Annotated in this window: 23 protein-coding genes and 4 tRNA genes; 20 read left to right on the top strand and 7 right to left on the bottom strand. The window is 69.8% G+C overall.

Translation table 11 applies throughout. The features are described 5' to 3' along the window. Window positions 1-54: 54 nt before the first annotated feature. Window positions 55-918, top strand: a complete 864-nt coding sequence (gene htpX / locus ABEA26_RS17935; protein ID WP_345593489.1) for a zinc metalloprotease HtpX — start codon at window positions 55-57, stop codon at window positions 916-918. After that, window positions 915-1,331: a YccF domain-containing protein gene (locus ABEA26_RS17940; RefSeq protein WP_345593491.1), complete on the top strand. Its 417-nt coding sequence runs from the start codon at window positions 915-917 to the stop codon at window positions 1,329-1,331. The genes htpX and ABEA26_RS17940 overlap by 4 nt, the downstream gene beginning before the upstream one ends. Before the next feature lie 247 nt (window positions 1,332-1,578). Here ABEA26_RS17940 and ABEA26_RS17945 read toward each other — a convergent pair whose 3' ends face one another. Beyond that, complete coding sequence (locus tag ABEA26_RS17945) at window positions 1,579-2,841, bottom strand: APC family permease (RefSeq protein WP_345593493.1); 1,263 nt, start codon at window positions 2,839-2,841, stop codon at window positions 1,579-1,581. 140 nt (window positions 2,842-2,981) lie between these two features. On the opposite strand from ABEA26_RS17945, the gene ABEA26_RS17950 reads away from it, so the two are divergent. After that, entirely contained in the window at window positions 2,982-3,248 is a 267-nt protein-coding gene (locus tag ABEA26_RS17950; RefSeq protein ID WP_345593494.1) for a GlsB/YeaQ/YmgE family stress response membrane protein, read from the top strand. 144 nt (window positions 3,249-3,392) lie between these two features. Here the strand turns inward: ABEA26_RS17950 and ABEA26_RS17955 are convergent, their stop codons facing one another. Further along, window positions 3,393-3,881: a YajQ family cyclic di-GMP-binding protein gene (locus ABEA26_RS17955; RefSeq protein ID WP_345593495.1), complete on the bottom strand. Its 489-nt coding sequence runs from the start codon at window positions 3,879-3,881 to the stop codon at window positions 3,393-3,395. 235 nt (window positions 3,882-4,116) lie between these two features. Here ABEA26_RS17955 and ABEA26_RS17960 point away from each other — a divergent pair. Further along, a tRNA-Tyr gene (locus ABEA26_RS17960) sits at window positions 4,117-4,198 on the top strand. A gap of 103 nt (window positions 4,199-4,301) precedes the next feature. Further along, complete coding sequence (locus tag ABEA26_RS17965) at window positions 4,302-4,520, top strand: hypothetical protein (RefSeq protein ID WP_345593497.1); 219 nt, start codon at window positions 4,302-4,304, stop codon at window positions 4,518-4,520. 31 nt (window positions 4,521-4,551) lie between these two features. On the opposite strand, the gene ABEA26_RS17970 is transcribed toward ABEA26_RS17965, so the two are convergent. Further along, the gene (locus ABEA26_RS17970; RefSeq protein ID WP_345593499.1) at window positions 4,552-5,208 is read right to left on the bottom strand and encodes an SDR family oxidoreductase; all 657 of its coding nucleotides are present in this window, start codon (window positions 5,206-5,208) and stop codon (window positions 4,552-4,554) included. A gap of 245 nt (window positions 5,209-5,453) precedes the next feature. Beyond that, window positions 5,454-6,740: an amidohydrolase family protein gene (locus tag ABEA26_RS17975; protein ID WP_345593501.1), complete on the bottom strand. Its 1,287-nt coding sequence runs from the start codon at window positions 6,738-6,740 to the stop codon at window positions 5,454-5,456. 247 nt (window positions 6,741-6,987) lie between these two features. On the opposite strand from ABEA26_RS17975, the gene ABEA26_RS17980 reads away from it, so the two are divergent. The 6 genes from ABEA26_RS17980 to ABEA26_RS18005 all read left to right on the top strand — a co-directional run bounded on the left by ABEA26_RS17980 (window position 6,988) and on the right by ABEA26_RS18005 (window position 9,770). Beyond that, window positions 6,988-7,060, top strand: a tRNA-Thr gene (locus ABEA26_RS17980). Window positions 7,061-7,106: 46 nt separating this feature from the next. Continuing rightward, window positions 7,107-7,179, top strand: a tRNA-Met gene (locus ABEA26_RS17985). Between the two features lie 91 nt (window positions 7,180-7,270). Next, window positions 7,271-7,435, top strand: a complete 165-nt coding sequence (gene rpmG / locus ABEA26_RS17990) for a 50S ribosomal protein L33 (protein ID WP_006347275.1) — start codon at window positions 7,271-7,273, stop codon at window positions 7,433-7,435. A 115-nt stretch (window positions 7,436-7,550) separates the two neighbouring features. Next, window positions 7,551-8,003, top strand: coding sequence for an FAS1-like dehydratase domain-containing protein (locus ABEA26_RS17995; RefSeq protein WP_345593505.1), 453 nt, complete (start codon window positions 7,551-7,553; stop codon window positions 8,001-8,003). 20 nt (window positions 8,004-8,023) lie between these two features. Next, a complete protein-coding gene (locus ABEA26_RS18000; protein WP_345593507.1) occupies window positions 8,024-8,518 on the top strand; it encodes a MaoC family dehydratase in 495 nt (164 codons plus the stop codon). 196 nt (window positions 8,519-8,714) lie between these two features. Then, window positions 8,715-9,770, top strand: a complete 1,056-nt coding sequence (locus tag ABEA26_RS18005; protein WP_345593509.1) for a UDP-N-acetylmuramate dehydrogenase — start codon at window positions 8,715-8,717, stop codon at window positions 9,768-9,770. A 117-nt stretch (window positions 9,771-9,887) separates the two neighbouring features. On the opposite strand, the gene ABEA26_RS18010 is transcribed toward ABEA26_RS18005, so the two are convergent. Further along, on the bottom strand, window positions 9,888-10,520 hold the full coding sequence (locus tag ABEA26_RS18010) for an NAD(P)-dependent oxidoreductase (protein WP_345593511.1): 633 nt from the start codon (window positions 10,518-10,520) through the stop codon (window positions 9,888-9,890). Window positions 10,521-10,699: 179 nt separating this feature from the next. On the opposite strand from ABEA26_RS18010, the gene ABEA26_RS18015 reads away from it, so the two are divergent. After that, window positions 10,700-11,296 (top strand): TetR/AcrR family transcriptional regulator, encoded by a 597-nt coding sequence (locus ABEA26_RS18015; protein ID WP_345593512.1) that lies wholly within the window; start codon window positions 10,700-10,702, stop codon window positions 11,294-11,296. Window positions 11,297-11,444: 148 nt separating this feature from the next. Here ABEA26_RS18015 and ABEA26_RS18020 read toward each other — a convergent pair whose 3' ends face one another. Together ABEA26_RS18020 and ABEA26_RS18025 are read right to left on the bottom strand one after the other, a co-directional pair. Then, window positions 11,445-12,509, bottom strand: coding sequence for an adenosine deaminase (locus ABEA26_RS18020; protein WP_345593514.1), 1,065 nt, complete (start codon window positions 12,507-12,509; stop codon window positions 11,445-11,447). A 138-nt stretch (window positions 12,510-12,647) separates the two neighbouring features. Then, entirely contained in the window at window positions 12,648-13,874 is a 1,227-nt protein-coding gene (locus ABEA26_RS18025) for a pyridoxal phosphate-dependent aminotransferase (protein WP_345593517.1), read from the bottom strand. Window positions 13,875-14,243: 369 nt separating this feature from the next. On the opposite strand from ABEA26_RS18025, the gene ABEA26_RS18030 reads away from it, so the two are divergent. The 8 genes from ABEA26_RS18030 (at window position 14,244) to rplJ (ending at window position 20,032) form a co-directional block, all read left to right on the top strand. Then, window positions 14,244-14,316 (top strand) — tRNA-Trp (locus ABEA26_RS18030). Window positions 14,317-14,424: 108 nt separating this feature from the next. Then, a complete protein-coding gene (gene secE, locus ABEA26_RS18035; RefSeq protein WP_279565425.1) occupies window positions 14,425-14,712 on the top strand; it encodes a preprotein translocase subunit SecE in 288 nt (95 codons plus the stop codon). 80 nt (window positions 14,713-14,792) lie between these two features. After that, window positions 14,793-15,668 carry a transcription termination/antitermination protein NusG gene (nusG, locus tag ABEA26_RS18040; RefSeq protein ID WP_345593520.1) on the top strand — a complete coding sequence of 292 codons (876 nt, stop codon included), beginning with the start codon at window positions 14,793-14,795 and terminating at the stop codon, window positions 15,666-15,668. Window positions 15,669-15,893: 225 nt separating this feature from the next. Further along, a complete protein-coding gene (gene rplK / locus ABEA26_RS18045) occupies window positions 15,894-16,328 on the top strand; it encodes a 50S ribosomal protein L11 (RefSeq protein ID WP_003974315.1) in 435 nt (144 codons plus the stop codon). Between the two features lie 108 nt (window positions 16,329-16,436). Beyond that, window positions 16,437-17,162 carry a 50S ribosomal protein L1 gene (gene rplA, locus ABEA26_RS18050; RefSeq protein WP_345593521.1) on the top strand — a complete coding sequence of 242 codons (726 nt, stop codon included), beginning with the start codon at window positions 16,437-16,439 and terminating at the stop codon, window positions 17,160-17,162. A gap of 141 nt (window positions 17,163-17,303) precedes the next feature. Beyond that, window positions 17,304-18,104 carry an SCO4651 family lipoprotein gene (locus tag ABEA26_RS18055; protein WP_345593523.1) on the top strand — a complete coding sequence of 267 codons (801 nt, stop codon included), beginning with the start codon at window positions 17,304-17,306 and terminating at the stop codon, window positions 18,102-18,104. Window positions 18,105-18,189: 85 nt separating this feature from the next. Then, the gene (locus ABEA26_RS18060; protein WP_345593525.1) at window positions 18,190-19,164 is read left to right on the top strand and encodes an SCO4651 family lipoprotein; all 975 of its coding nucleotides are present in this window, start codon (window positions 18,190-18,192) and stop codon (window positions 19,162-19,164) included. A gap of 337 nt (window positions 19,165-19,501) precedes the next feature. Beyond that, on the top strand, window positions 19,502-20,032 hold the full coding sequence (gene rplJ, locus ABEA26_RS18065) for a 50S ribosomal protein L10 (protein ID WP_345593526.1): 531 nt from the start codon (window positions 19,502-19,504) through the stop codon (window positions 20,030-20,032). The last annotated feature ends 58 nt before the right edge of the window (window positions 20,033-20,090 follow it).

Here is a 20,090-nt window from a genome sequence, read left to right on the forward strand (position 1 = left end):
GAGCGACACCAGCAAGCAAAGGGTTCCCCTGCTGCACCACTTGGAGGGCGTACCGTGCACCGCCGGCACAACGGGCTCAGGACCGCAGTACTCCTCGGGGGACTGTCCGCGCTCATCATTGTCATCGGCAGTTTCTTCGGCCGAGCGGGGCTCGTCGTCGCCGTCCTCGTCGCCCTGGGAACGAACGCGTACGCGTACTGGAACAGCGACAAGCTCGCGCTGCGGGCGATGCGCGCCCGCCCGGTCAGCGAGTTCGAGGCGCCGGCGCTGTACCGCATGGTGCGCGAGCTCTCGACCCAGGCCCGCCAGCCCATGCCCCGCCTGTACATCTCGCCGACGGAGGCGCCGAACGCCTTCGCGACCGGCCGCAACCCGCGCAACGCGGCCGTGTGCTGCACCGAGGGCATCATGCGCCTGCTCGACGAGCGTGAGCTCCGCGGCGTCATCGGACACGAGCTCAGCCACGTCTACAACCGCGACATCCTCATCTCGTCCGTCGCCGGTGCCCTCGCCTCCGTGATCATGTTCCTGGTCAACTTCGCCTGGCTGATCCCCATTGGACGGTCCAATGACGATGACGGACCAGGTCTGCTGGGCATGCTCCTCATCATGATTCTCGGTCCGCTCGCCGCCACCCTCATCCAGCTGGCGATCAGCCGCTCCAGGGAGTACGACGCCGACGCCTCCGGCGCCCAGCTCACCGGCGACCCGATCGCCCTCGCCGGCGCCCTGCGCAAACTCGAGCTCGGCACGAAGCAGCTTCCGCTGCCCCCGGAGCCCCGGATCGAGACCGCCAGTCACATGATGATCGCCAACCCGTTCCGCCCGGGACAAGGGCTCTCGAAGATGTTCTCCACCCACCCGCCGATGGCGGAGCGAATCGCCCGACTCGAAAAGATGGCAGGTCGTCACCAGTGAAGACCATCCTCAACGTCATATGGCTCGTGCTCAGCGGCTTCTGGCTGTTCCTCGGCTACCTGGTCGCCGGCGCGCTGCTCTGCATCACGATCATCGGAATCCCGTTCGGCATAGCGGCTTTCCGCATCGGTGTCTACGCGCTGTGGCCCTTCGGATACACGGCGGTCGAACGCCGCGACGCGGGGGCGCCCTCCTGTATCGGCAACGTGCTGTGGCTGGTCCTCGCGGGCTGGTGGCTGGCCATCGGTCACATCGTCACCGGCATCGCGCTGTGCGTCACGATCATCGGAATCCCGCTCGGCATCGCCAACTTCAAGCTGATCCCCGTCTCACTGCTCCCGATGGGCCGCGAGATCGTGCGGACGGACCGGCCGTTCACGGCCACCGGCCCCACACAGCGGACCGGCTGGTAGGAGCTGCTCTTCTCGCGAACGCGCCTGGTCCTTTGGACGCGCCCGACCTGAGGGCGCGCTTGACCTGTGGACGGGCCGGACCCTGAGGTCGCGCTTGACCTGTGGACGGGCCGGACCCTGAGGTCGCGCTTGGCCTGCGGACGGCCCGACCTGCGTAAGCGTCGGCCTGTGGACGCGCGCTGCCCCGTCCGAGGACGCCTGGCCGACCCGAGGTCCGGGAGCACCGACCGCGAGGTTTCCCCCCCGCCTACCGAGGAGCCCGCCGCTCCCGCACCCGTCTCCGCACCCGCACCGCGTACGCCACCACACCCACCGCCAGCACACCCGCGCCCACCACCACCGAAACCACCGGCAGGGAGAACGCGAGCACCCCGCACCCCATCAGACCCAGCGCGGGTACTACCCGTGCCGTCCTCGACGGGCTCAGCGTCCAGGCCGACGCGTTGGCCACGGCGTAGTACGCCAGCACGCCGAAGGACGAGAACCCGATCGCGCCCCGCACGTCCACGGTGGCGGCCAGGACCGCGACCACCGCGCCCACGGCCACCTCCGCCCGGTGCGGCACCTGGAAACGCGGGTGCACCGCGGCCAGCGCTCCGGGCAGGTGACCGTCCCGGGCCATGGCCAGCGTGGTCCGTGAAACGCCCAGGATCAGCGCCAGCAGTGACCCGAGCGCGGCCAGAGCGGCGCCCACCCGCACCGCCGGCGCCAGCCCTGGCACGCCTGCTGCCCGTACCGCGTCGGCCAGTGGCGCCGTCGCCTGCCCCAGACCGTCCGGGCCCAGCACCGAAAGGACAGCCACCGCGACACACCCGTACACCGCCAGCGTGATGCCCAGGGCCAGCGGGACCGCGCGCGGAATGGTGCGCTCCGGGTCGCGGACCTCCTCGCCGAGGGTCGCGATGCGCGCGTACCCGGCGAAGGCGAAGAACAGCAGTCCGGCCGCCTGCAGGACCCCGCCGACGCCGCCCGACAGCCCGATGTCCAGCCGTCCGGCGTCGGAACGGCCCGATCCCAGGCAGACCGCCACCACGGCAGCGAGGACGGTCAGGACGATCGCCACGATCGTCCGCGTCAGCCAGGCGGACTTCTGAATCCCGCCGTAGTTCACCGCGGTCAGCGCCGCCACGGCCGCGACCGCCACCACGTGCGCCTGCTCCGGCCAGACGTACGCCCCCACGGTGAGTGCCATGGCAGCACAGGAGGCCGTCTTCCCGACGACGAACGACCAGCCCGCGAGATACCCCCAGAATTCCCCGAGCCGCTCGCGCCCGTAGACGTACGTCCCTCCCGAAGCCGGATACCGGGCCGCCAGCCGTGCCGACGACGTGGCGTTGCAGTAGGCGACGACAGCGGCCAGGGCGAGGCCGAGCAGCAGCCCCGACCCGGCCGCGCGGGCCGCGGGCGCCAGGGCCGCGAAGATCCCGGCACCGATCATCGAACCGAGCCCCACGACCACGGCGTCGCCCACGCCGAGGGTGCGCCGCAGCTCCGAACCCGCAGGTGTCATGCGTCGCACCCTACTGATCGGCGCAACCACCGGAAGCCCTCGGAACGTCCTCCCCACCAAGAGCAAATGAACACGCGCGGAGGAGCGAGCCCACACGACTGGGACAGCGCAGGCGCAGTGAGAAAGGGCAGGGTCACGGCATGACCGTCATCAGCTGGATCATCCTCGGACTGTTGGCCGGAGCCATCGCCAAGTTCCTGCTGCCGGGCCGCGACCCGGGAGGGCTCATCGGCACGACCCTCATCGGCATAGTGGGCGCGTCCCTCGGCGGCTGGATATCGGCCCGCTGGCTGGACCACCCGATCAGCAAGGACTTTTACGACGGTGCCACCTGGGCGGCGGCGATCGGCGGTTCCCTGGTACTTCTGGTCGCCTACCGGCTTCTGTTCGGCAACTCGCGCGACTGAACGCGCGGGACCGCGGTCGGCCGGCGGGAGACGTAACGACCGACGAGACGTCGGACGAGGGAGGAGGGCGGGCACCGTCGGGTGCCCGCCCTCCTCCCTCATACCGCGGCAGGGCGCGCGTTGCCGCGCCGCCGGGTCAACAGATCACCGGTAGTTCACGAACTGCAGCGCGAAGTCGAAGTCCTGGCCCTTCAGCAGGGCGATCACGGCCTGCAGGTCGTCCCGGTTCTTGGAGCTGACCCGCAGCTCCTCGCCCTGGACCTGGGCCTTCACGCCCTTGGGGCCCTCGTCGCGGATGAGCTTGGCCACCTTCTTCGCGTTGTCCTGGGAAATGCCCTCCTCGATCGACGCGAAGATCTTGTACTCCTTGCCGGAGAGCTGGGGCTCGCCCGCGTCCAGAGCCTTCAGCGAGATGCCGCGCTTGATCAGCTTGGACTGGAAGACGTCGAGGACAGCGCTCACCCGGTCCTCGGAGTTGGCCTCCATGAGGATCTTCTCCCCGGACCAGGAGATCGAGGCGCCCACGCCCTTGAAGTCGTAGCGCTGCGAGATCTCCTTGGCGGCCTGGTTGAGGGCGTTGTCGACCTCCTGCCGCTCGACCTTCGAGACGATGTCGAAACTGGAGTCGGCCATGTCCTGTGGCTCCTTGTATCTGGGGGCGTGTCGGGCCGCGAATCGGGTCCGTACCGGCATACATCGGCGGCCGCCGAGCCCGGTAGGCGCTCTCGGCCGCATCCGGACAAGCCTAGCCACCCGCCGCCCCCGAGCGGCGATCAATCAGGTGGCGAAGCACCCCCACACATCAGGTATTGTTTACGTCGTTGCCACGGAGCACCGCCGAAAGGCGGTTCGAAGGGCAGCGAACCCCGGCGGTGTGCCCGAGCGGCCAAAGGGAGCAGACTGTAAATCTGCCGGCTCAGCCTTCCCAGGTTCGAATCCTGGCGCCGCCACACGGGAACGAAGGGCCCCGTGACCTGCTGTTCAAGCAGGTCACGGGGCCCTTCGTCATGTGTTGCTCCGAAAGGGTGCTCGCGCTCCGGGCAGACTGGTGTCATGGTCTCGTCCTCCCGTCGCAGAACATGCCCCGAGTGCCGTCGTGAGATCGCCGTCGTCGCGGGGCGGTACGCGCGTCACGACCCGTCCGGCGCGCGGGGGAGTGGCGAACTCGTCTCCTGCCCGGGGTCGCGTCGGACGGCGCAACTCGGTGCGGTGCAGCCCTCCCTGGACGGGTACGCCGTCCCGGACTTCCCCGGGCAGCTGCCCCTGTTCTGACCGTATGCTCAGGCGTCCGCGTCCCGTGTCCTCAGTTCCCGGCCACCGACTTCACCGCCACCGACACGGGCGCCGAACCGCTGATCAGCTCCAGGGTCAGGCCGCTCGTGGCCGGGGTGTCGACCAGTTCCGCCAGTACGGCGGCCACGTCGTCGCGCGGGACCGGGCCGCGGCCGGTGTGTGCCTCCAGGCGGACGAGGCCGGTGCCGGCATCGTCCGTCAGCGCGCCGGGGCGCAGGATCGTCCAGTCCAGCCCGTCCAGGGTGCGTACGTATGCGTCGGCCTCGCCCTTGGCACGCTGGTAGACGTCGAAGATCTCGTCTCCCTCGTGATGCGGATCGGCACCCATGGAGGACACGACCACGAAGCGCCTGACGCCCGCCCGGACCGCCGCGTCCGCGAAGAGGACCGCCGCCGCCTTGTCCACCGTGTCCTTGCGGGCCGCTCCGCTCCCGGGGCCCGCACCCGCCGCGAAGACCGCCGCGTCAGCGCCCCGCAGCCGTTCCGCGACCTCCTCCACCGAGGCCGACTCCAGGTCGAGCACGACCGGTTCGGCACCGGCCGCACGCAGATCCTCGGCCTGCTCCGCCTTGCGGATGATTCCCGCCACCTCGTCACCGCGCGCGGCGAGCAACCGCTCCAACCGCAGCGCGATCTGACCATGACCACCAGCGATGACAATGCGCATGCCTTCGACCGTACGCCCCGACGACCGCCCTCGCCGCACGGCTTCGGCCGTATCCGCAGGGTTCTGTCCGGTGCAGTATGGGCTCTCACCGGTCCCGCAGCCTTATCGGGCGACACACGGGGACTCACAGGGACCGACAGGGACCGACAGGGCCACGCAGGGCCACAGTAGGGGCGGCCTCGGGCCCACCGGCTCCGGGCCCACGCGGCCACGGCCCCCTGTCAACGCCGCGCCTCCCGCCCCCGTCAGGACGCTTCCCCGGGTCCTGACGGCCCCTTGCGCGCCCCGCGCCCCTGACGAGGCAGCCCCAGGTCCTTCCCGGTCGTAGAGTCGCCGTACTCCCGTACCGCGCTGGTCCGTGCCACCACCCGCCCCCGGTGCACCACGATCCGGCTGTATGCCAGGGAAAGCGCCCCCGCCAGCCGGTCCCCGCGTACCGCGAGGAGTTCGGCCGGGAAGCCCGCCTCCACCCGCACCTCGGGCAGGCCCAGGGCCGCTCGCGGCGCCGCGCTCACCGCGTCGTACGCGTCCTCGGGGCGCAGCCCGTGGCGTGAGGCCAGCAGGTACGCGGCCTCCAGGGGGTCACCGCGCCCGACGGGGTTGGACACGTCCCGAAGCGCACCGCTCCCGGCGGCGACGCGCACGCCGGCTGCCCGCAGCAGCCGTACCGGAGCCGTGCCGTCGCGGTGGTCGACCGCGCCGCAGGCGCCCTGGGGCAGGCACACCACCGTCACTCCCGCCGACGCGAGCTGGTCCGCGGCCCGGGACGCCGCGTCGGCGGGCAGCCGGCCAAGGCCGTCGCAGGGGCCGAGGGTCACTCCGGGGCGCAGCCCGCCCGCCATCGCCGCCAGCCGGGCCAGCCGAGCCGGGTCGGCGGCGTCCGTGTGCAGGTCGACCGGGCAGCCGTGTTCGGCGGCGACCTCGAGGACCGCCTCGGTGTACCCCGTCGGATCGGGGTCCAGGTCCGGACAGCCGCCCACCACCTCGGCGCCCATCTTGACCGCCTCCCGAAGCATCGCCAGCCCGTCGGCCCCGGCCACCCCGGTCAGCACCCTGGGCATGGCCACCGCCGTCAGCTCGGCCAGCCCGCGCAGCGACCGCCGCGCCCGCAGTACGGCGGTCAGCGCGCCCAGCCCCGGAACGTCGCCCACGCGCACGTGCGCCCGTAGCGCGGTCGCCCCGTGTCCCAGCTGGAGCAGGACGGCCTCGGTGGCCCGGCGCTGGACGTCCAGGGGGTCGTAGGAGACGGGCCCGGGGGTGTCGGCCGTCAGTGCCGTGTCGCCGTGGACGTGGGGTTCGGCGGGGGCGGGGAGGAGCAGGTAGCCGGTGAGGTCCACGCGGGTGCCGGAGCCGGGCGTTCGCGCCGCCGTCAGGCTGCCGGCCGTGCCGACCGCCTCGATACGCCTGCCGTGCAGCCGTACGTCCACGGTCCGGCCGTCGGTGAGCCGCGCCCCGGACAGCAGGAGCTTGCCGCGGTCGGCGGGGCCCGAGGGAGAGGGCGAGTGGGGCGGCTGCGGCTGGCTGTCGGGCATCGCGCTCCTCTGGGCTCGGGGCTGCGCAGTGGGGACGCAAGATCACGCAGAGTGAGTCGAGCCTAGGACGGTGACCTGCCCGTGGCGCGGAGGAGCGCAATAGTCGTACCGGTGCGGTCCGGCCGCCATGACGGAGGTCCGCCCGGGTGTGGGGCAGGCGTGAGGCAGGGATGGGGACGGGATGGGGCAGGGGCGGCGAAACGGATTTGGGCGAACGGCGGGCGACCGTGTAATGTCTTCATCGCTCGCCCCAATAGCTCAGTCGGCAGAGCGTCTCCATGGTAAGGAGAAGGTCAACGGTTCGATTCCGTTTTGGGGCTCTGGTGTGAGAGGTTCCCGTCGTAAGGCGGGGCCCGATCGCATCACAGCGGTGTAGCTCAGTCGGTAGAGCAAGCGGCTCATAATCGCTGTGTCACCGGTTCAAGTCCGGTCACCGCTACTTTCAGTAGCCGATTGCGGGGTCGGTCCTTCAATCGGCTACTCTTTTCTGCGTTGACATCATCAATCCGTTCGTCAAGGAGTGCACTCACGTGGCTGCCACCGACGTCCGCCCGAAGATCACGCTGGCCTGCGTGGAGTGCAAGGAGCGGAACTACATCACCAAGAAGAACCGGCGTAACAACCCGGACCGACTGGAGATGAAGAAGCACTGCCCGCGTTGCAAGGCGCACACCGCGCACCGCGAAACGCGATAAAACAGGCTCGTACACGAGGCCGTCCCCGAAGCTTGGGGGCGGCCTCGTGTCGTTTTGGTCAGCGGTGCCAGAGGCGGCACCCACAGCCCGGAGAGCAGCAGGAGGTTGCGAGCCCATGGCGCTCGACCAGTCGTTCGTGGGGCGGGCCTATCCGCCGACCGCGCCCTACGAGGTGGGCCGGGAGAAGATCCGCGAGTTCGCGGAGGCGGTGGGTGACGCCAATCCGGTGTACACGGACACGGAGGCCGCGAAGGCGCTCGGTCATCCGGACGTGATCGCTCCGCCGACCTTCGTGTTCTCGATCACGTTCAAGGCGGCGGGTCAGGTCATCGAGGACCCGCAGCTGGGCCTGGACTACAGCCGAGTGGTGCACGGCGACCAGAAGTTCGCCTACGCCCGTCCGGTGCGCGCCGGTGACCGGCTCACGGTCACCTCCACCATCGAGGCGATCAAGTCGATGGCGGGCAACGACATCCTGGACATCCGCGGCGAGGTGCACGACGAGGCCGGCGAGCACGTCGTGACCGCCTGGACCAAGCTCGTGGCCCGCGCGGCCGAGGAGGCGTGAGTCATCCCATGACGCATTCCATGACGCATTCCACGACGCATTCCACGGTACCGGCCGCGGTACCGGCCACGACGCCTCCCGCGACGGCGAAGGTCGCGTACGGCGACGTCGAGGTCGGCACCGAACTGCCCGCGCGGAGTTTTCCCGTGAGTCGCGCCACTCTCGTGCGGTACGCGGGTGCCTCCGGCGACTTCAACCCGATCCACTGGAACGAGAAGTTCGCCAAGGAGGTCGGCCTGCCGGACGTCATCGCGCACGGCATGTTCACCATGGCCGAGGCGATCCGCGTGGTGACCGACTGGATCGGAGATCCGGGCGCGGTCGTGGAGTACGGCGTCCGCTTCACCAGGCCCGTCGTCGTCCCGAACGACGACCAGGGTGCCATGATCGAGGTCACCGGCAAGGTCGCGGCCAAGCTCGACGACAACGACAACACCGTCCGCGTCGACCTGACGGCCACCAGCGCCGGACAGAAGGTCCTCGGCATGTCCCGGGCGGTCGTGCGACTGGCCTGACCTGGCTCCGGTAGCCGGTCGGCGGGGCATCCGGTAAGGGGCGTCCGCCCTAGCGGGCGACCCTTACCGGATGGCGCCCCCTCCAGTGCGGCGAAGTGGCCGGGGCCGTTCCCTGACCGACCATGGCGGGCCATGGCGCCTCCCACTAGGTTCCCGCTGCCCGGGGCGGTCGGTGCCGTCTCGTAGTCTTGGGCGCGTGCAGGAACTCCATGACGCTCCCCTCGCCCCGCTGACCACCTTCCGGCTGGGCGGACCGGCGACCCGGCTGGTCACGGCCACGACCGACGCCGAGGTGATCGCCGCCGTCCGCGAGGCCGACGACACCGGCACGCCCCTGCTGCTCATCGGCGGCGGATCCAACCTGGTCATCGGAGACAAGGGTTTCGACGGCACCGCCCTGCACATCGCCACGCGCGGCCTCTCCCTCGACGGCACGACGCTGGAGCTGGCGGCCGGTGAGATCTGGACCGACGCCGTCGCCCGTACCGTCGAGGCCGGACTCGCCGGCGTCGAGTGCCTGGCCGGCATCCCCGGCTCGGCGGGCGCGACGCCCATCCAGAACGTCGGCGCGTACGGCCAAGAGGTCTCCTCGACGATCACCGAGGTGATCGCGTACGACCGCAGAGCCGGCGGGACGGTCACCCTGACCAACGCCGACTGCGTCTTCTCCTACCGGCACAGCCGCTTCAAGGCCGAGCCCGAGCGGTACGTCGTCCTGCGCGTCCGCTTCGAGCTGGAGAACGCCGACGGGCTCTCCGCCCCCCTGCGCTACGCCGAGACGGCCCGCGCCCTCGGTGTCGAGGCCGGCGGGCGGGTACCGCTCACGGCGGCCCGCGACACCGTGCTGAAGCTGCGCGCCGGCAAGGGCATGGTCCTCGACCCCGAGGACCACGACACCTGGTCGGCCGGGTCGTTCTTCACCAACCCGATCCTCACGGACGAGGAGTTCGCCGCCTTCCGCACGCGTGTGGACGAGCGACTCGGTGACGGCACCGAGCCGCCCGCCTTCCCGGCCGGCGAGGGACGCCTGAAGACCTCCGCGGCCTGGCTGATCGACAAGGCCGGCTTCACGAAGGGGTACGGCACCGGGCCCGCCCGCATCTCCACCAAGCACACCCTCGCCCTCACCAACCGCGGCGAGGCGACCACGGAGGATCTGCTCGCGCTGGCCCGCGAGGTCGTCGCCGGTGTCCGTGATGCCTTCGGCATCACGCTGGTCAACGAACCGGTGACGATCGGCGTCAGCCTCTAGCCGAAACCGTTCCCACCCCCGCACCGAGGCCGAGGGCGCTCCCACCCTCGCACCGAGGCCGAAGCCGAAGCCGAAGCCGTTCCCACTCCGCACCGGAGCCGGAGCCCGGGGTGGGTGTCAGTAGGCGATGCCCACGCCCTGTTTCACGGTCCCCGCGTCCTCGGTCATCGCGAGCATCGCGTGGGCCACGTCGGCGCGGCCTGCGAAACGGCCCTTGGACGGGAAGCCACCGACCTCCGTCCGGTACCTGCCGGAGACCGGCCTGTCCTGCAGGCGCGGCGGCCGGACGACCGTCCAGTCGGTGGCGCTGCGCGCCACATCGGCCTCCATGGCGCGCAGATCGTCGTAGATGGCCTTGAGTACGGCGGAGACGGCTCCGCGAACACCCCGGTCCAGCAGTCCGGCGCCCCGCGGCTCGGGCCCCACCGGAGCGGCACTGACTACCAGCAGTCTGCGCACACCCTCCGCCTCCATCGCGTCCAGCACCGTCCGGGTCAGCCGCGTCGCGACCCCGGCGTCGGCGCGGTGGCGGGCGCCGAGCCCGGACAGCACGGCGTCCCGCCCTGCCACCGCCGGCCGTACCGCCACCGGGTCGCTCAGATCCGCGCGGAACACCTCCAGCCGCTCGCCGGTCACGGACAACCGCGCGGGATCACGTACGACGGCAGTGACCTGGTGTCCGGCGTCGAGCGCCTGTCGGACGACCTCCTGGCCGATACCTCCGGTGGCACCGAAGACGGTGAGCTTCATGGCGTACTCCGTTCCGCACGGGGGCTTGGCAGCGCTTGGGTGAGCGGGCTCGCAAGGGTGAGCCGAATGGGTGGGCGGGCGAATGGGTGGGTGAATGGGTGGGTGAGTACTCACCCACCCATCTCTCCTCTAGGGTGAGTAAGTACTCACCCACTAGTCAAGCCCCGACGGGAGCAGTCATGCGGTCCGACAAGCCGGCCCGGGAGCGCATCCTGGACGCCGCCCACGAGCTGATGCTGACCGTCGGGCTCGCCCGTGCCACCACCAAGGAGATCGCCAAGGGAGCCGCATGCTCCGAGGCCGCGCTGTACAAGCACTTCGCGAGCAAGGAGGAGCTGTTCATCCGCGTCCTCTCCGAGCGGCTGCCGCGGCTGACCCCCCTGCTCCGGGGCCTAGCCGCCGAGCCGGGCACTGCCTCCGTCGAAGAGAACGTCATGGAGATCGCCCGCCAGGCCGCGCTCTTCTACGAGCAGAGCTTCCCGATCGCCGCCTCGCTCTACGCCCAGACGGAGCTCAAGCGACGGCACGACGACGCGATGCGGGAGCTGGGCACCGGGCCGCACCTGCCGATCGAGGGCCTCGACGCCTACCTGCGGGCCGAGCAGGCCGCAGGACGCGTCCGCGCCGGCGCGGACACCTTCGCCGCCGCGTCGCTGCTGCTGGGCGCCTGTGCGCAGCGGGCGTTCGCGTACGACGCGACGCGCGGCGGCGTGCGCCCGCCGGTGGACGACTTCGCGCGGCGGCTGACCAGGACGCTGCTCGCGGCGATCTGCTGAACCGGTGCCCGGCATGAGTGCGGCTGCGTGAAACGACCCGGTGCGTGCCGCATGCCGAGTGCCGCGTACCCCTCCACTCGTCGTTTCGCTGGTCCTCGCTGCTCTCTTCGCTGCTCTCTTCGCTGGATCTCTTCGCCGGAGCGGCGGTCTACGCCGCCATCCAGTCCTCCACGCCCGCCAGCAGCTTCCGCTTCACGTTCTCCGGGGCGGCCGATCCCCGCACCGACTGACGCGCCAGTTCCGCCAGTTCCGCGTCCGTGAACCCGTGGTCCTGCCGGGCGATCTCGTACTGGGCGGCCAGCCGGGACCCGAACAGCAGAGGGTCGTCCGCGCCCAGCGCCATCGGCACTCCCGCCTCGAACAGCGTCCGAAGCGGCACGTCCTCCGGCTTCTCGTACACGCCCAGGGCGACGTTCGACGCCGGACACACCTCGCACGTCACCTGCCGGTCCGCCAGCCGCTTCAGCAGCCGCGGATCCTCCGCCGCCCGCACCCCGTGGCCGATCCGGTCGGCCTCCAGGTCGTCCAGGCAGTCCCGCACGGACAGCGGCCCGGTCAGCTCGCCCCCGTGCGGCGCGGACAGCAGTCCTCCGTCCCGCGCGATCGCGAACGCCCGGTCGAAGTCCCGGGCCATGCCCCGCCGCTCGTCGTTGGACAGCCCGAACCCGACCACACCCCGGTCCGCGTACCGCACCGCGAGACGGGCCAGCGTCCGCGCGTCCAGCGGATGCTTCATCCGGTTCGCGGCGACCAGCACCCGCATTCCGATCCCGGTGTCCCGGACGGTCGTCTCCACCGCGTCCAGGATGATCTCCAGCGCTGGAATCAGTCCGCCCAGCCGCGGCGCGTACGACGTCGGATCCACCTGGATCTCCAGCCACCCCGAGCCGTCCCGCAGGTCCTCCTCCGCGGCCTCCCGTACCAGGCGCTGGATGTCCTCGGGCTCCTGGAGGCACGACCTCGCCGCGTCGTACAGCCGCTGGAAGCGAAACCAGCCCCGCTCGTCCGTCGCCCGCAGCTTCGGCGACTCCCCGCGGCCCAGCGCCTCGGTCAGCGTCTCGGGCAGCCGCACGCCGTGCTTGTCGGCCAGTTCGAGCAGGGTGGCAGGGCGCATCGACCCGGTGAAGTGCAGGTGGAGATGGGCCTTCGGCAGTTCGGAGACGTCACGTACACGTGGGGGGTGCGGGGGGTGTCCCCCTGTAGAGCGCTGCATTCCGTGATCCTGCCGCACGACACGCCCGGCCCGACAGCACTTTCCCCGTACGTGGTCTTGCTCGCACAAACGAAGCAGGGACCACACCGTGACGTTCCGGTGTGGTCCCTGCCCGAAGAACCGCTGAAGGGTGACGGGTCAGTCCCTGGCCTCCGCCAGCAGCTTCTGAATCCGGCTCACGCCCTCGGCGAGGTCCTCGTCCCCGAGCGCGTACGACAGCCGCAGATACCCGGGCGTGCCGAACGCCTCGCCGGGCACCACAGCGACCTCGGCCTCCTCCAGGATCAGCGCGGCCAGCTCGACCGTGTCCTGCGGGCGCCTGCCGCGGATCTCCTTGCCGAGCAGAGCCTTGACCGACGGGTAGGCGTAGAACGCACCCTCCGGCTCCGGGCACAGCACGCCGTCGATCTCGTTGAGCATCCGCACGATGGTCCGGCGGCGTCGGTCGAAGGCCTCCCGCATCTTCGCCACGGCGTCCAGGTCGCCGGAGACCGCGGCCAGCGCCGCCGCCTGGGCCACGTTGGACACGTTGGACGTGGCGTGCGACTGGAGGTTCGTCGCGGCCTTGACGACGTCCTTCGGGCCGATGACCCACCCGACCCGCCAGCCGGTCATCGCGTACGTCTTCGCGACACCGTTGACCACGACGCACTTGTCGCGAAGCTCGGGCAGCAGCGCCGGCATGGACACGGAGGCGGCGTCGCCGTAGACGAGGTGCTCGTAGATCTCGTCGGTCAGGACCCACAGGCCGTGCTCGACGGCCCACTGGCCGATCGCCTCGGTCTCGGCCTCGCTGTACACGGCGCCCGTCGGGTTCGACGGCGACACGAAGAGGACGACCTTGGTCTTCTCGGTGCGCGCGGCCTCCAGCTGCTCCACGCTCACCCGGTAGCCGGTCGTCTCATCGGCGACGACCTCGACGGGGACACCGCCGGCCAGCCGGATCGACTCCGGGTACGTCGTCCAGTACGGCGCCGGGACGATGACCTCGTCGCCCGGGTCGAGGATCGCGGCGAACGCCTCGTAGATGGCCTGCTTTCCGCCGTTGGTGACCAGGATCTGGGACGGGTCGACCTCGTAGCCGGAGTCGCGCAGCGTCTTCGCGGCGATCGCGGCCTTCAGCTCGGGCAGGCCGCCGGCCGGCGTGTACCGGTGGAACTTGGGGTTCTTGCAGGCCTCGATCGCGGCCTCGACGATGTAGTCCGGCGTCGGAAAGTCGGGCTCACCGGCGCCGAAGCCGATCACCGGACGCCCGGCGGCCTTCAGGGCCTTGGCCTTGGCGTCCACGGCGAGGGTGGCGGACTCGGAGATCGCGCCGACTCGGGCGGAGACCCGGCGCTCGGTGGGAGGGATTGCAGCGCTCATGGGCCCATCGTTCCAGACCGGCAACTTCCCGGGCACAAGGGTTCACGGACTGAACAGGACGAGACGACCCGCGAGACGACCCGCGAGACGACCCGCGAGACGACCCGCGTGCAGGGCAACGGACAGGAAGCTGGACAGAGCAGTGACGATGGGCAGGACGGGGTGAACGGCCTGAACAACAGTCCGGATCCGCCCCGCCGCCAGGGCGATCTTCGGCCAGGACGGCACAGCAGGGACTGCCACGCGTTCTTTCTGTTCGACGCCCGGGCCCTGAGCACGTACACTCTCACCTCGTTGGCCCTCAGCGGCCCGCGCTCACTCGGTGCACACCAAGCACCCGGGCGAATGCGGTACGTTGGGGACACACAAAGGGTCGTAGCTCAATTGGTAGAGCACTGGTCTCCAAAACCAGCGGTTGGGGGTTCAAGTCCCTCCGGCCCTGCTACACACACCTTCGCCAGGATGTGTGCGCATGTACGTACAGCAATGCACCGCCGTGCGGCTCAGACCGGGCGCGGCACGGCCACGACCCGGAATCAGGTGAGGACGAGTGACGGACGCCGTGGGCTCCATCGACATGCCTGATGCCGAGGACGAAGCGCCGGACTCCAAGAAGAAGTCGCGCAAGGGCGGCAAGCGTGCCAAGAAGGGTCCGCTCAAGCGCCTCGCTCTCTTCTACCGCCAGATCGTCGCGGAACTGCGCAAGGTTGTCTGGCCGAGCCGTAACCAGCTGACGACGTACACCACCGTGGTGATCATCTTCGTGGTCATCATGATCGGCCTGGTGACTCTGATTGACTATGGCTTCAGTAACGCCGCCAAGTACGTCTTCGGCTGATTCGAAAGCGAAGGGCGCCGAGGTACCCGGCGCCCCTTTCGCGTGTTCCACCCCTATGTATCCAGGAAGAAGCAGCCACAGTGTCTGACCCGAACGTGAACGACGCCATCGACCCGGTCGAGTCCGTCGAGGACGAGCCCGGCACCGTCGAGGGCGCCGACAACGAGGACACCGAGGCCTCCGTCGAGGCCGAGGCTGCCGACGACGCGGTCGTCGCGGACGTGGACGAGGACGAGAGTCCCGAGGCGAAGGACGAGACCGCCGAGCCGGCGGGCGACGACGCGGAGGCCGAGGACGCCGACGCGGAGACCGCCGAGGCCGCGGAGTCCGAGCCCGAGCTCGACCCGATCGAGAAGCTCCGCCAGGAGCTGCGCGTCCTCCCCGGCGAGTGGTACGTGATCCACACCTACGCCGGTTACGAGAACCGCGTGAAGACCAACCTCGAGCAGCGCGCCGTCTCGCTCAACGTCGAGGACTACATCTTCCAGGCCGAGGTGCCGCAGGAAGAGGTCGTCCAGATCAAGAACGGCGACCGCAAGACGATCCGGCAGAACAAGCTGCCCGGCTACGTCCTCGTGCGCATGGACCTGACCAACGAGTCCTGGGGTGTCGTCCGCAACACCCCCGGCGTCACCGGTTTCGTCGGCAACGCCTACGACCCGTACCCGCTGACGCTGGACGAGATCGTCAAGATGCTCGCCCCCGAGGCCGAGGAGAAGGCCGCCCGCGAGGCCGCCGAGGCCGAGGGCAAGCCGGCCCCGCAGCGCAAGGTCGAGGTCCAGGTGCTGGACTTCGAGGTCGGCGACTCGGTCACCGTCACCGACGGCCCCTTCGCGACGCTGCAGGCCACGATCAACGAGATCAACGCCGACTCGAAGAAGGTCAAGGGCCTCGTCGAGATCTTCGGCCGCGAGACTCCGGTCGAGCTGAGCTTCGACCAGATCCAGAAGAACTAGTAGAACTAGTAGAGCTAGTAGTTCAGAGCGAGCGGTTCGGAACCGGTTCTTCTCTGGACGCACTCTGGACGTACTGCTTCCGAACAGGTCAGACGGGCTCACGCAGCCGGTCTGACCTGCTCGGTTTTTGGCCGCACATCCATACCCGTTATCGTTGTGCGGTATGCCTGTGTCCGGGTCGCCCCGGACGCCGGCAGGACCCGAATCGAAAGGACCCGGAGAGCTATGCCTCCCAAGAAGAAGAAGGTCACGGGGCTCATCAAGCTCCAGATCCAGGCCGGTGCCGCGAACCCGGCTCCGCCGGTCGGCCCCGCGCTGGGTCAGCACGGCGTCAACATCATGGAGTTCTGCAAGGCCTACAACGCCGCGACCGAGTCGCAGCGTGGCTGGGTCATCCCGGTGGAGATCACGGTCTACGAGGACCGCTCCTTCACCTTCATCACCAAGACGCCGCCGGCCGCGAAGATGATCCTCAAGGCCGCGGGCGTGGAGAAGGGCTCCGGCGAGCCGCACAAGACCAAGGTCGCGAAGATCACGCGTGACCAGGTCCGCGAGATCGCCACCACCAAGATGCCCGACCTCAACGCCAACGACCTGGACCAGGCGGAGAAGATCATCGCCGGTACCGCGCGTTCCATGGGCGTCACGGTCGAGGGCTGACCTCCACCCCCGTAAGCCAGCCATGCGGCGGTAGCCGCAAGGTCAGGACAGTGTGGCAGGGCCTGCTCGGCCCGCACCACGACTCCTCAGAAGCCAACAGGAGCAGTAGTGAGCAAGCGCAGCAAGTCTCTCCGCGCTGCGGACGCCAAGATCGACCGGGACAAGCTCTACGCCCCGCTCGAGGCCGTCCGTCTCGCCAAGGAGACCTCCACGACCAAGTTCGACGGCACCGTCGAGGTCGCCTTCCGTCTGGGTGTCGACCCGCGCAAGGCCGACCAGATGGTCCGTGGCACCGTGAACCTCCCGCACGGCACCGGTAAGACCGCCCGGGTCCTGGTCTTCGCGACCGGTGACCGTGCCGAGGCCGCGACCGCCGCGGGCGCCGACATCGTCGGCTCCGACGAACTGATCGACGAGGTGGCGAAGGGCCGTCTGGACTTCGACGCCGTCGTCGCCACCCCGGACCTCATGGGCAAGGTCGGCCGCCTCGGCCGCGTCCTCGGCCCGCGTGGTCTGATGCCGAACCCGAAGACCGGCACCGTGACCCCGGACGTGGCCAAGGCCGTGACCGAGATCAAGGGCGGCAAGATCGAGTTCCGCGTCGACAAGCACTCGAACCTGCACTTCATCATCGGCAAGTCGTCCTTCGACGACACCCAGCTGGTGGAGAACTACGGCGCGGCGCTGGAGGAGATCCTCCGTCTGAAGCCGTCCGCCGCCAAGGGCCGCTACATCAAGAAGGCCGCCATCAGCACCACGATGGGCCCCGGCATTCCGGTCGACTCCAACCGCACCCGCAACCTCCTCGTCGAGGAGGACCCGGCCGCGGTCTGAGCCAACGGCTCGCCCACCGGTTCACGGGCCCCGCACCTTCCGAGGTGGGGGCCCGTCCCCTTTTCCTGGCTCCGTTTCCCGTACGGGTGTCAGTGGCCTGGGTTAGCGTGCGGGCACGGGACTCGCACGGGGGTGGGACGCATGACGGGCACGACGGCACGCCGTACGGTCGTCTCGATCGCGGTGACGGCCGCGCTGGCCTGCGTCACCGCCTGCACCTCCGCCGACGGATCCACCGACGGGTCCACCGACGACGCCGGCCCGTCGACGCGGGCGCTGCGTTCCGTGGAGCGGGCCACCGGGCGAGCGGGTTCGGCGCGGGTCGAGTCCACGACCGTCATGGGCCGCGAGCTGTCCCTGGACGCCGCCGGAACCCTCGGCTGGCGCGACGGCCTCACCGGCACCTTGACGATCACGTACACGGGCGGCACGACCGCCGAGACCATGCGCCGGCTCGGCACCACCGCCATGGAGGCCCGATACCTGCCCGACGCCTACTACGCCAGGATGGGCGACGAGTTCGCCGACCGGGTGGGCGGCAGACACTGGATCAAGTACGTCTACGCCGACCTCGAGGATCTCGGCGACGGCACCGGTGCCGGGTTCGCGGAGCAGATGCGCAACACCACGCCCCACCAGGCGGTGAAGCAGCTACTGGCCTCCGACGACGTACGCGAGGTCGGCGAGGAGACGACCCGCGGTCGGCGCACCACGCACTGGTCCGGCACGGTGGGCGGCACCACCGGGCAGACCGTGGACATCTGGGTCGACGACCGGGACCTGCTGGTCAAGAAGGTCGAGCGGGGCCGGACGGAGACCGGGGAGCTGACCCAGACCGCGTACTACAGCGACTACGGCGTCGCCGTCTCCGCCGAGCGCCCGCCGGCCGCGGACACCGCCGACTTCACGGAGCTGCTACGGAAGGGCGGGTCGGTAATGTGAGGCAGTCGATGGAAACCGTGGGTTAGGCTCACAACGAGTTTGCTGATTCAACAATATGTTCGTCGCGTTTCCTTGGGGGGAATCGATGAGGCTTTCTGTGTACGCGCGCTCTTCGCGGCGGGGTGGAGTGGCGCTCGCCGGCGTGTCGGCGCTGGTGCTTGCCGGCGGGGCCGTCGGCTGCGGTGCCGAGAAGAAGGACGGGGCGTCCGGCGCCGACCGGTCCGTCCAGCAGGTCCTGACCGCGGCGTACGAGAAGACGTCCGAGGCCAAGTCCGCCAACGTCGAAATGACCATGTCGATGCCGGCCGCCCTGGACGGTGGCGGTGACGTCACGATGTCCGGCGTCATGGGCTGGGACCCGACGGTCATGGACGTGACCATGAAGGGCTCCATGCTGGCCACCGAGCCGGACGCCCCGGAGCAGGTCCGGATGGTCTGGCGCGACAACGTGATGTACATGGACATGGGCGAGGCAGCCGCCAAGGACATGGACGGCAAGCGCTGGATGAAGATGGACCTGGCGGCCGCCGCCGAGTCCGCGGGCGCCGAGGCCGGGGGCGAGATGCTCTCCGGCCTGGAGAACATGAACCAGAGCCCGGTCGAGCAGCTCGCCCTGCTCCTGGAGTCACCCAACCTCAAGCGCGTCGGCGAGGAGAAGGTCGACGGCGTCACGGCGCAGCACTACAAGGGCACGCTCACCGTCAAGGAGATGATGGAGAGCAACGAGAGCCTGGACGTGCTCGAGCCCAAGGAGCGCGAGCAGCTCCTGAAGAACGTCGAGAAGTCCGGCATCAAGGGCTACGACACCGAGGTCTGGGTCAACGACGACGACCTGCCGGTCCGCATGGACGTCGGGATGGACACCCCCCAGGGCAACGTCGACATGAGCATGAAGCTCTCCGACTACGGGGCCAAGGCCGAGGTGGAGGTGCCGCCGGCCGCGGACACCTTCGACCTCTTCGAGATGCTCAAGAAGCTGGGCGAGATGTCCGGCGACGAGGCCGCTTTCGAGGAGGAGATGGCCGAGCTGGAGGCACTGGAGAGCGGCTCCGGGGTCTGAGCCCTCGGCTCCTGCGGCGCCCGCGGGTCCGAGCGCGGGTCCGCGCGCCGGCTCGCGGACCGGATTTGCTTGACACCGCACCATTCACGTACGCTTCCCCAGAAGCCAAAGACCGCTGGTCGTTGCCGTGCGCTCGTGAGAGACACGGTGGCCGAAGGATCCGCTGAACTGCGGACGACCCGCGCAGGTGACTGTGGATGAGCTCCCTGGAGTCCACGCCTCGTGCGTGACGAAAGGTCGAGCCACGCCCCGTGCGCCTGCGCCGGGGCGTTTCGTTTTCCCCAGTCCTCCTTCGGGTCCGCGCGGTCCGAATCACCCGGAAGGAGGCCGAGGCTCTATGGCGACGCCCGAAAAGGCTGCCGCGGTTGCCGAGCTGACGGACAAGTTCCGCAGCTCGAACGCCGCTGTGCTGACCGAGTACCGCGGTCTCACCGTGGCGCAGCTCAAGACGCTGCGCCGGTCGCTCGGTGAGAACGCCCAGTACGCCGTGGTGAAGAACACGCTGACCAAGATTGCGGCCAACGAGGCCGGGATCACGCTCGACGACCAGCTCTTCGCTGGTCCGACGGCCGTCGCCTTCGTCACCGGTGACCCGGTGGAGTCGGCGAAGGGTCTGCGCGACTTCTCCAAGGACAACCCGAATCTCGTCATCAAGGGCGGTGTCCTTGATGGCAAGGCGATGACCGCCGACGAGTTCAAGAAGCTCGCGGACCTCGAGTCCCGCGAGGTTCTGCTCTCCAAGCTGGCGGGCGCCTTCAAGGGCAAGCAGTCCCAGACTGCACAGCTCTTCCAGGCGCTTCCCTCGAAGCTCGTCCGCACCGTGGACGCGCTCCGTGCCAAGCAGGACGAGCAGGGCGGTGCCGAGTAATTCGGCTCGCTTTCCGATCCTCGCCGCATAACCGCATGAGGTGAGGGTCGACGCGGGC

This window comes from Streptomyces marokkonensis, from assembly GCF_039539045.1.
GTDB lineage: Bacteria > Actinomycetota > Actinomycetes > Streptomycetales > Streptomycetaceae > Streptomyces > Streptomyces marokkonensis.

Coding starts and splice junctions, on each gene's coding strand:
- ABEA26_RS18060 (WP_345593525.1), top strand. CDS start 18,190: ATGAGGCTTTCTGTGTACGCGCGCTCTTCGCGGCGGGGTGGAGTGGCG.
- ABEA26_RS18010 (WP_345593511.1), bottom strand. CDS start 10,520: ATGAAGCTCACCGTCTTCGGTGCCACCGGAGGTATCGGCCAGGAGGTC.
- ABEA26_RS17945 (WP_345593493.1), bottom strand. CDS start 2,841: ATGACACCTGCGGGTTCGGAGCTGCGGCGCACCCTCGGCGTGGGCGAC.
- rplJ (WP_345593526.1), top strand. CDS start 19,502: ATGGCGACGCCCGAAAAGGCTGCCGCGGTTGCCGAGCTGACGGACAAG.
- rplK (WP_003974315.1), top strand. CDS start 15,894: ATGCCTCCCAAGAAGAAGAAGGTCACGGGGCTCATCAAGCTCCAGATC.
- ABEA26_RS17950 (WP_345593494.1), top strand. CDS start 2,982: ATGACCGTCATCAGCTGGATCATCCTCGGACTGTTGGCCGGAGCCATC.
- ABEA26_RS18015 (WP_345593512.1), top strand. CDS start 10,700: ATGCGGTCCGACAAGCCGGCCCGGGAGCGCATCCTGGACGCCGCCCAC.
- ABEA26_RS18000 (WP_345593507.1), top strand. CDS start 8,024: ATGACGCATTCCACGACGCATTCCACGGTACCGGCCGCGGTACCGGCC.
- ABEA26_RS18055 (WP_345593523.1), top strand. CDS start 17,304: ATGACGGGCACGACGGCACGCCGTACGGTCGTCTCGATCGCGGTGACG.
- ABEA26_RS17955 (WP_345593495.1), bottom strand. CDS start 3,881: ATGGCCGACTCCAGTTTCGACATCGTCTCGAAGGTCGAGCGGCAGGAG.
- ABEA26_RS18025 (WP_345593517.1), bottom strand. CDS start 13,874: ATGAGCGCTGCAATCCCTCCCACCGAGCGCCGGGTCTCCGCCCGAGTC.
- ABEA26_RS17965 (WP_345593497.1), top strand. CDS start 4,302: ATGGTCTCGTCCTCCCGTCGCAGAACATGCCCCGAGTGCCGTCGTGAG.
- ABEA26_RS17970 (WP_345593499.1), bottom strand. CDS start 5,208: ATGCGCATTGTCATCGCTGGTGGTCATGGTCAGATCGCGCTGCGGTTG.
- ABEA26_RS18020 (WP_345593514.1), bottom strand. CDS start 12,509: ATGCAGCGCTCTACAGGGGGACACCCCCCGCACCCCCCACGTGTACGT.
- ABEA26_RS17975 (WP_345593501.1), bottom strand. CDS start 6,740: ATGCCCGACAGCCAGCCGCAGCCGCCCCACTCGCCCTCTCCCTCGGGC.
- ABEA26_RS17995 (WP_345593505.1), top strand. CDS start 7,551: ATGGCGCTCGACCAGTCGTTCGTGGGGCGGGCCTATCCGCCGACCGCG.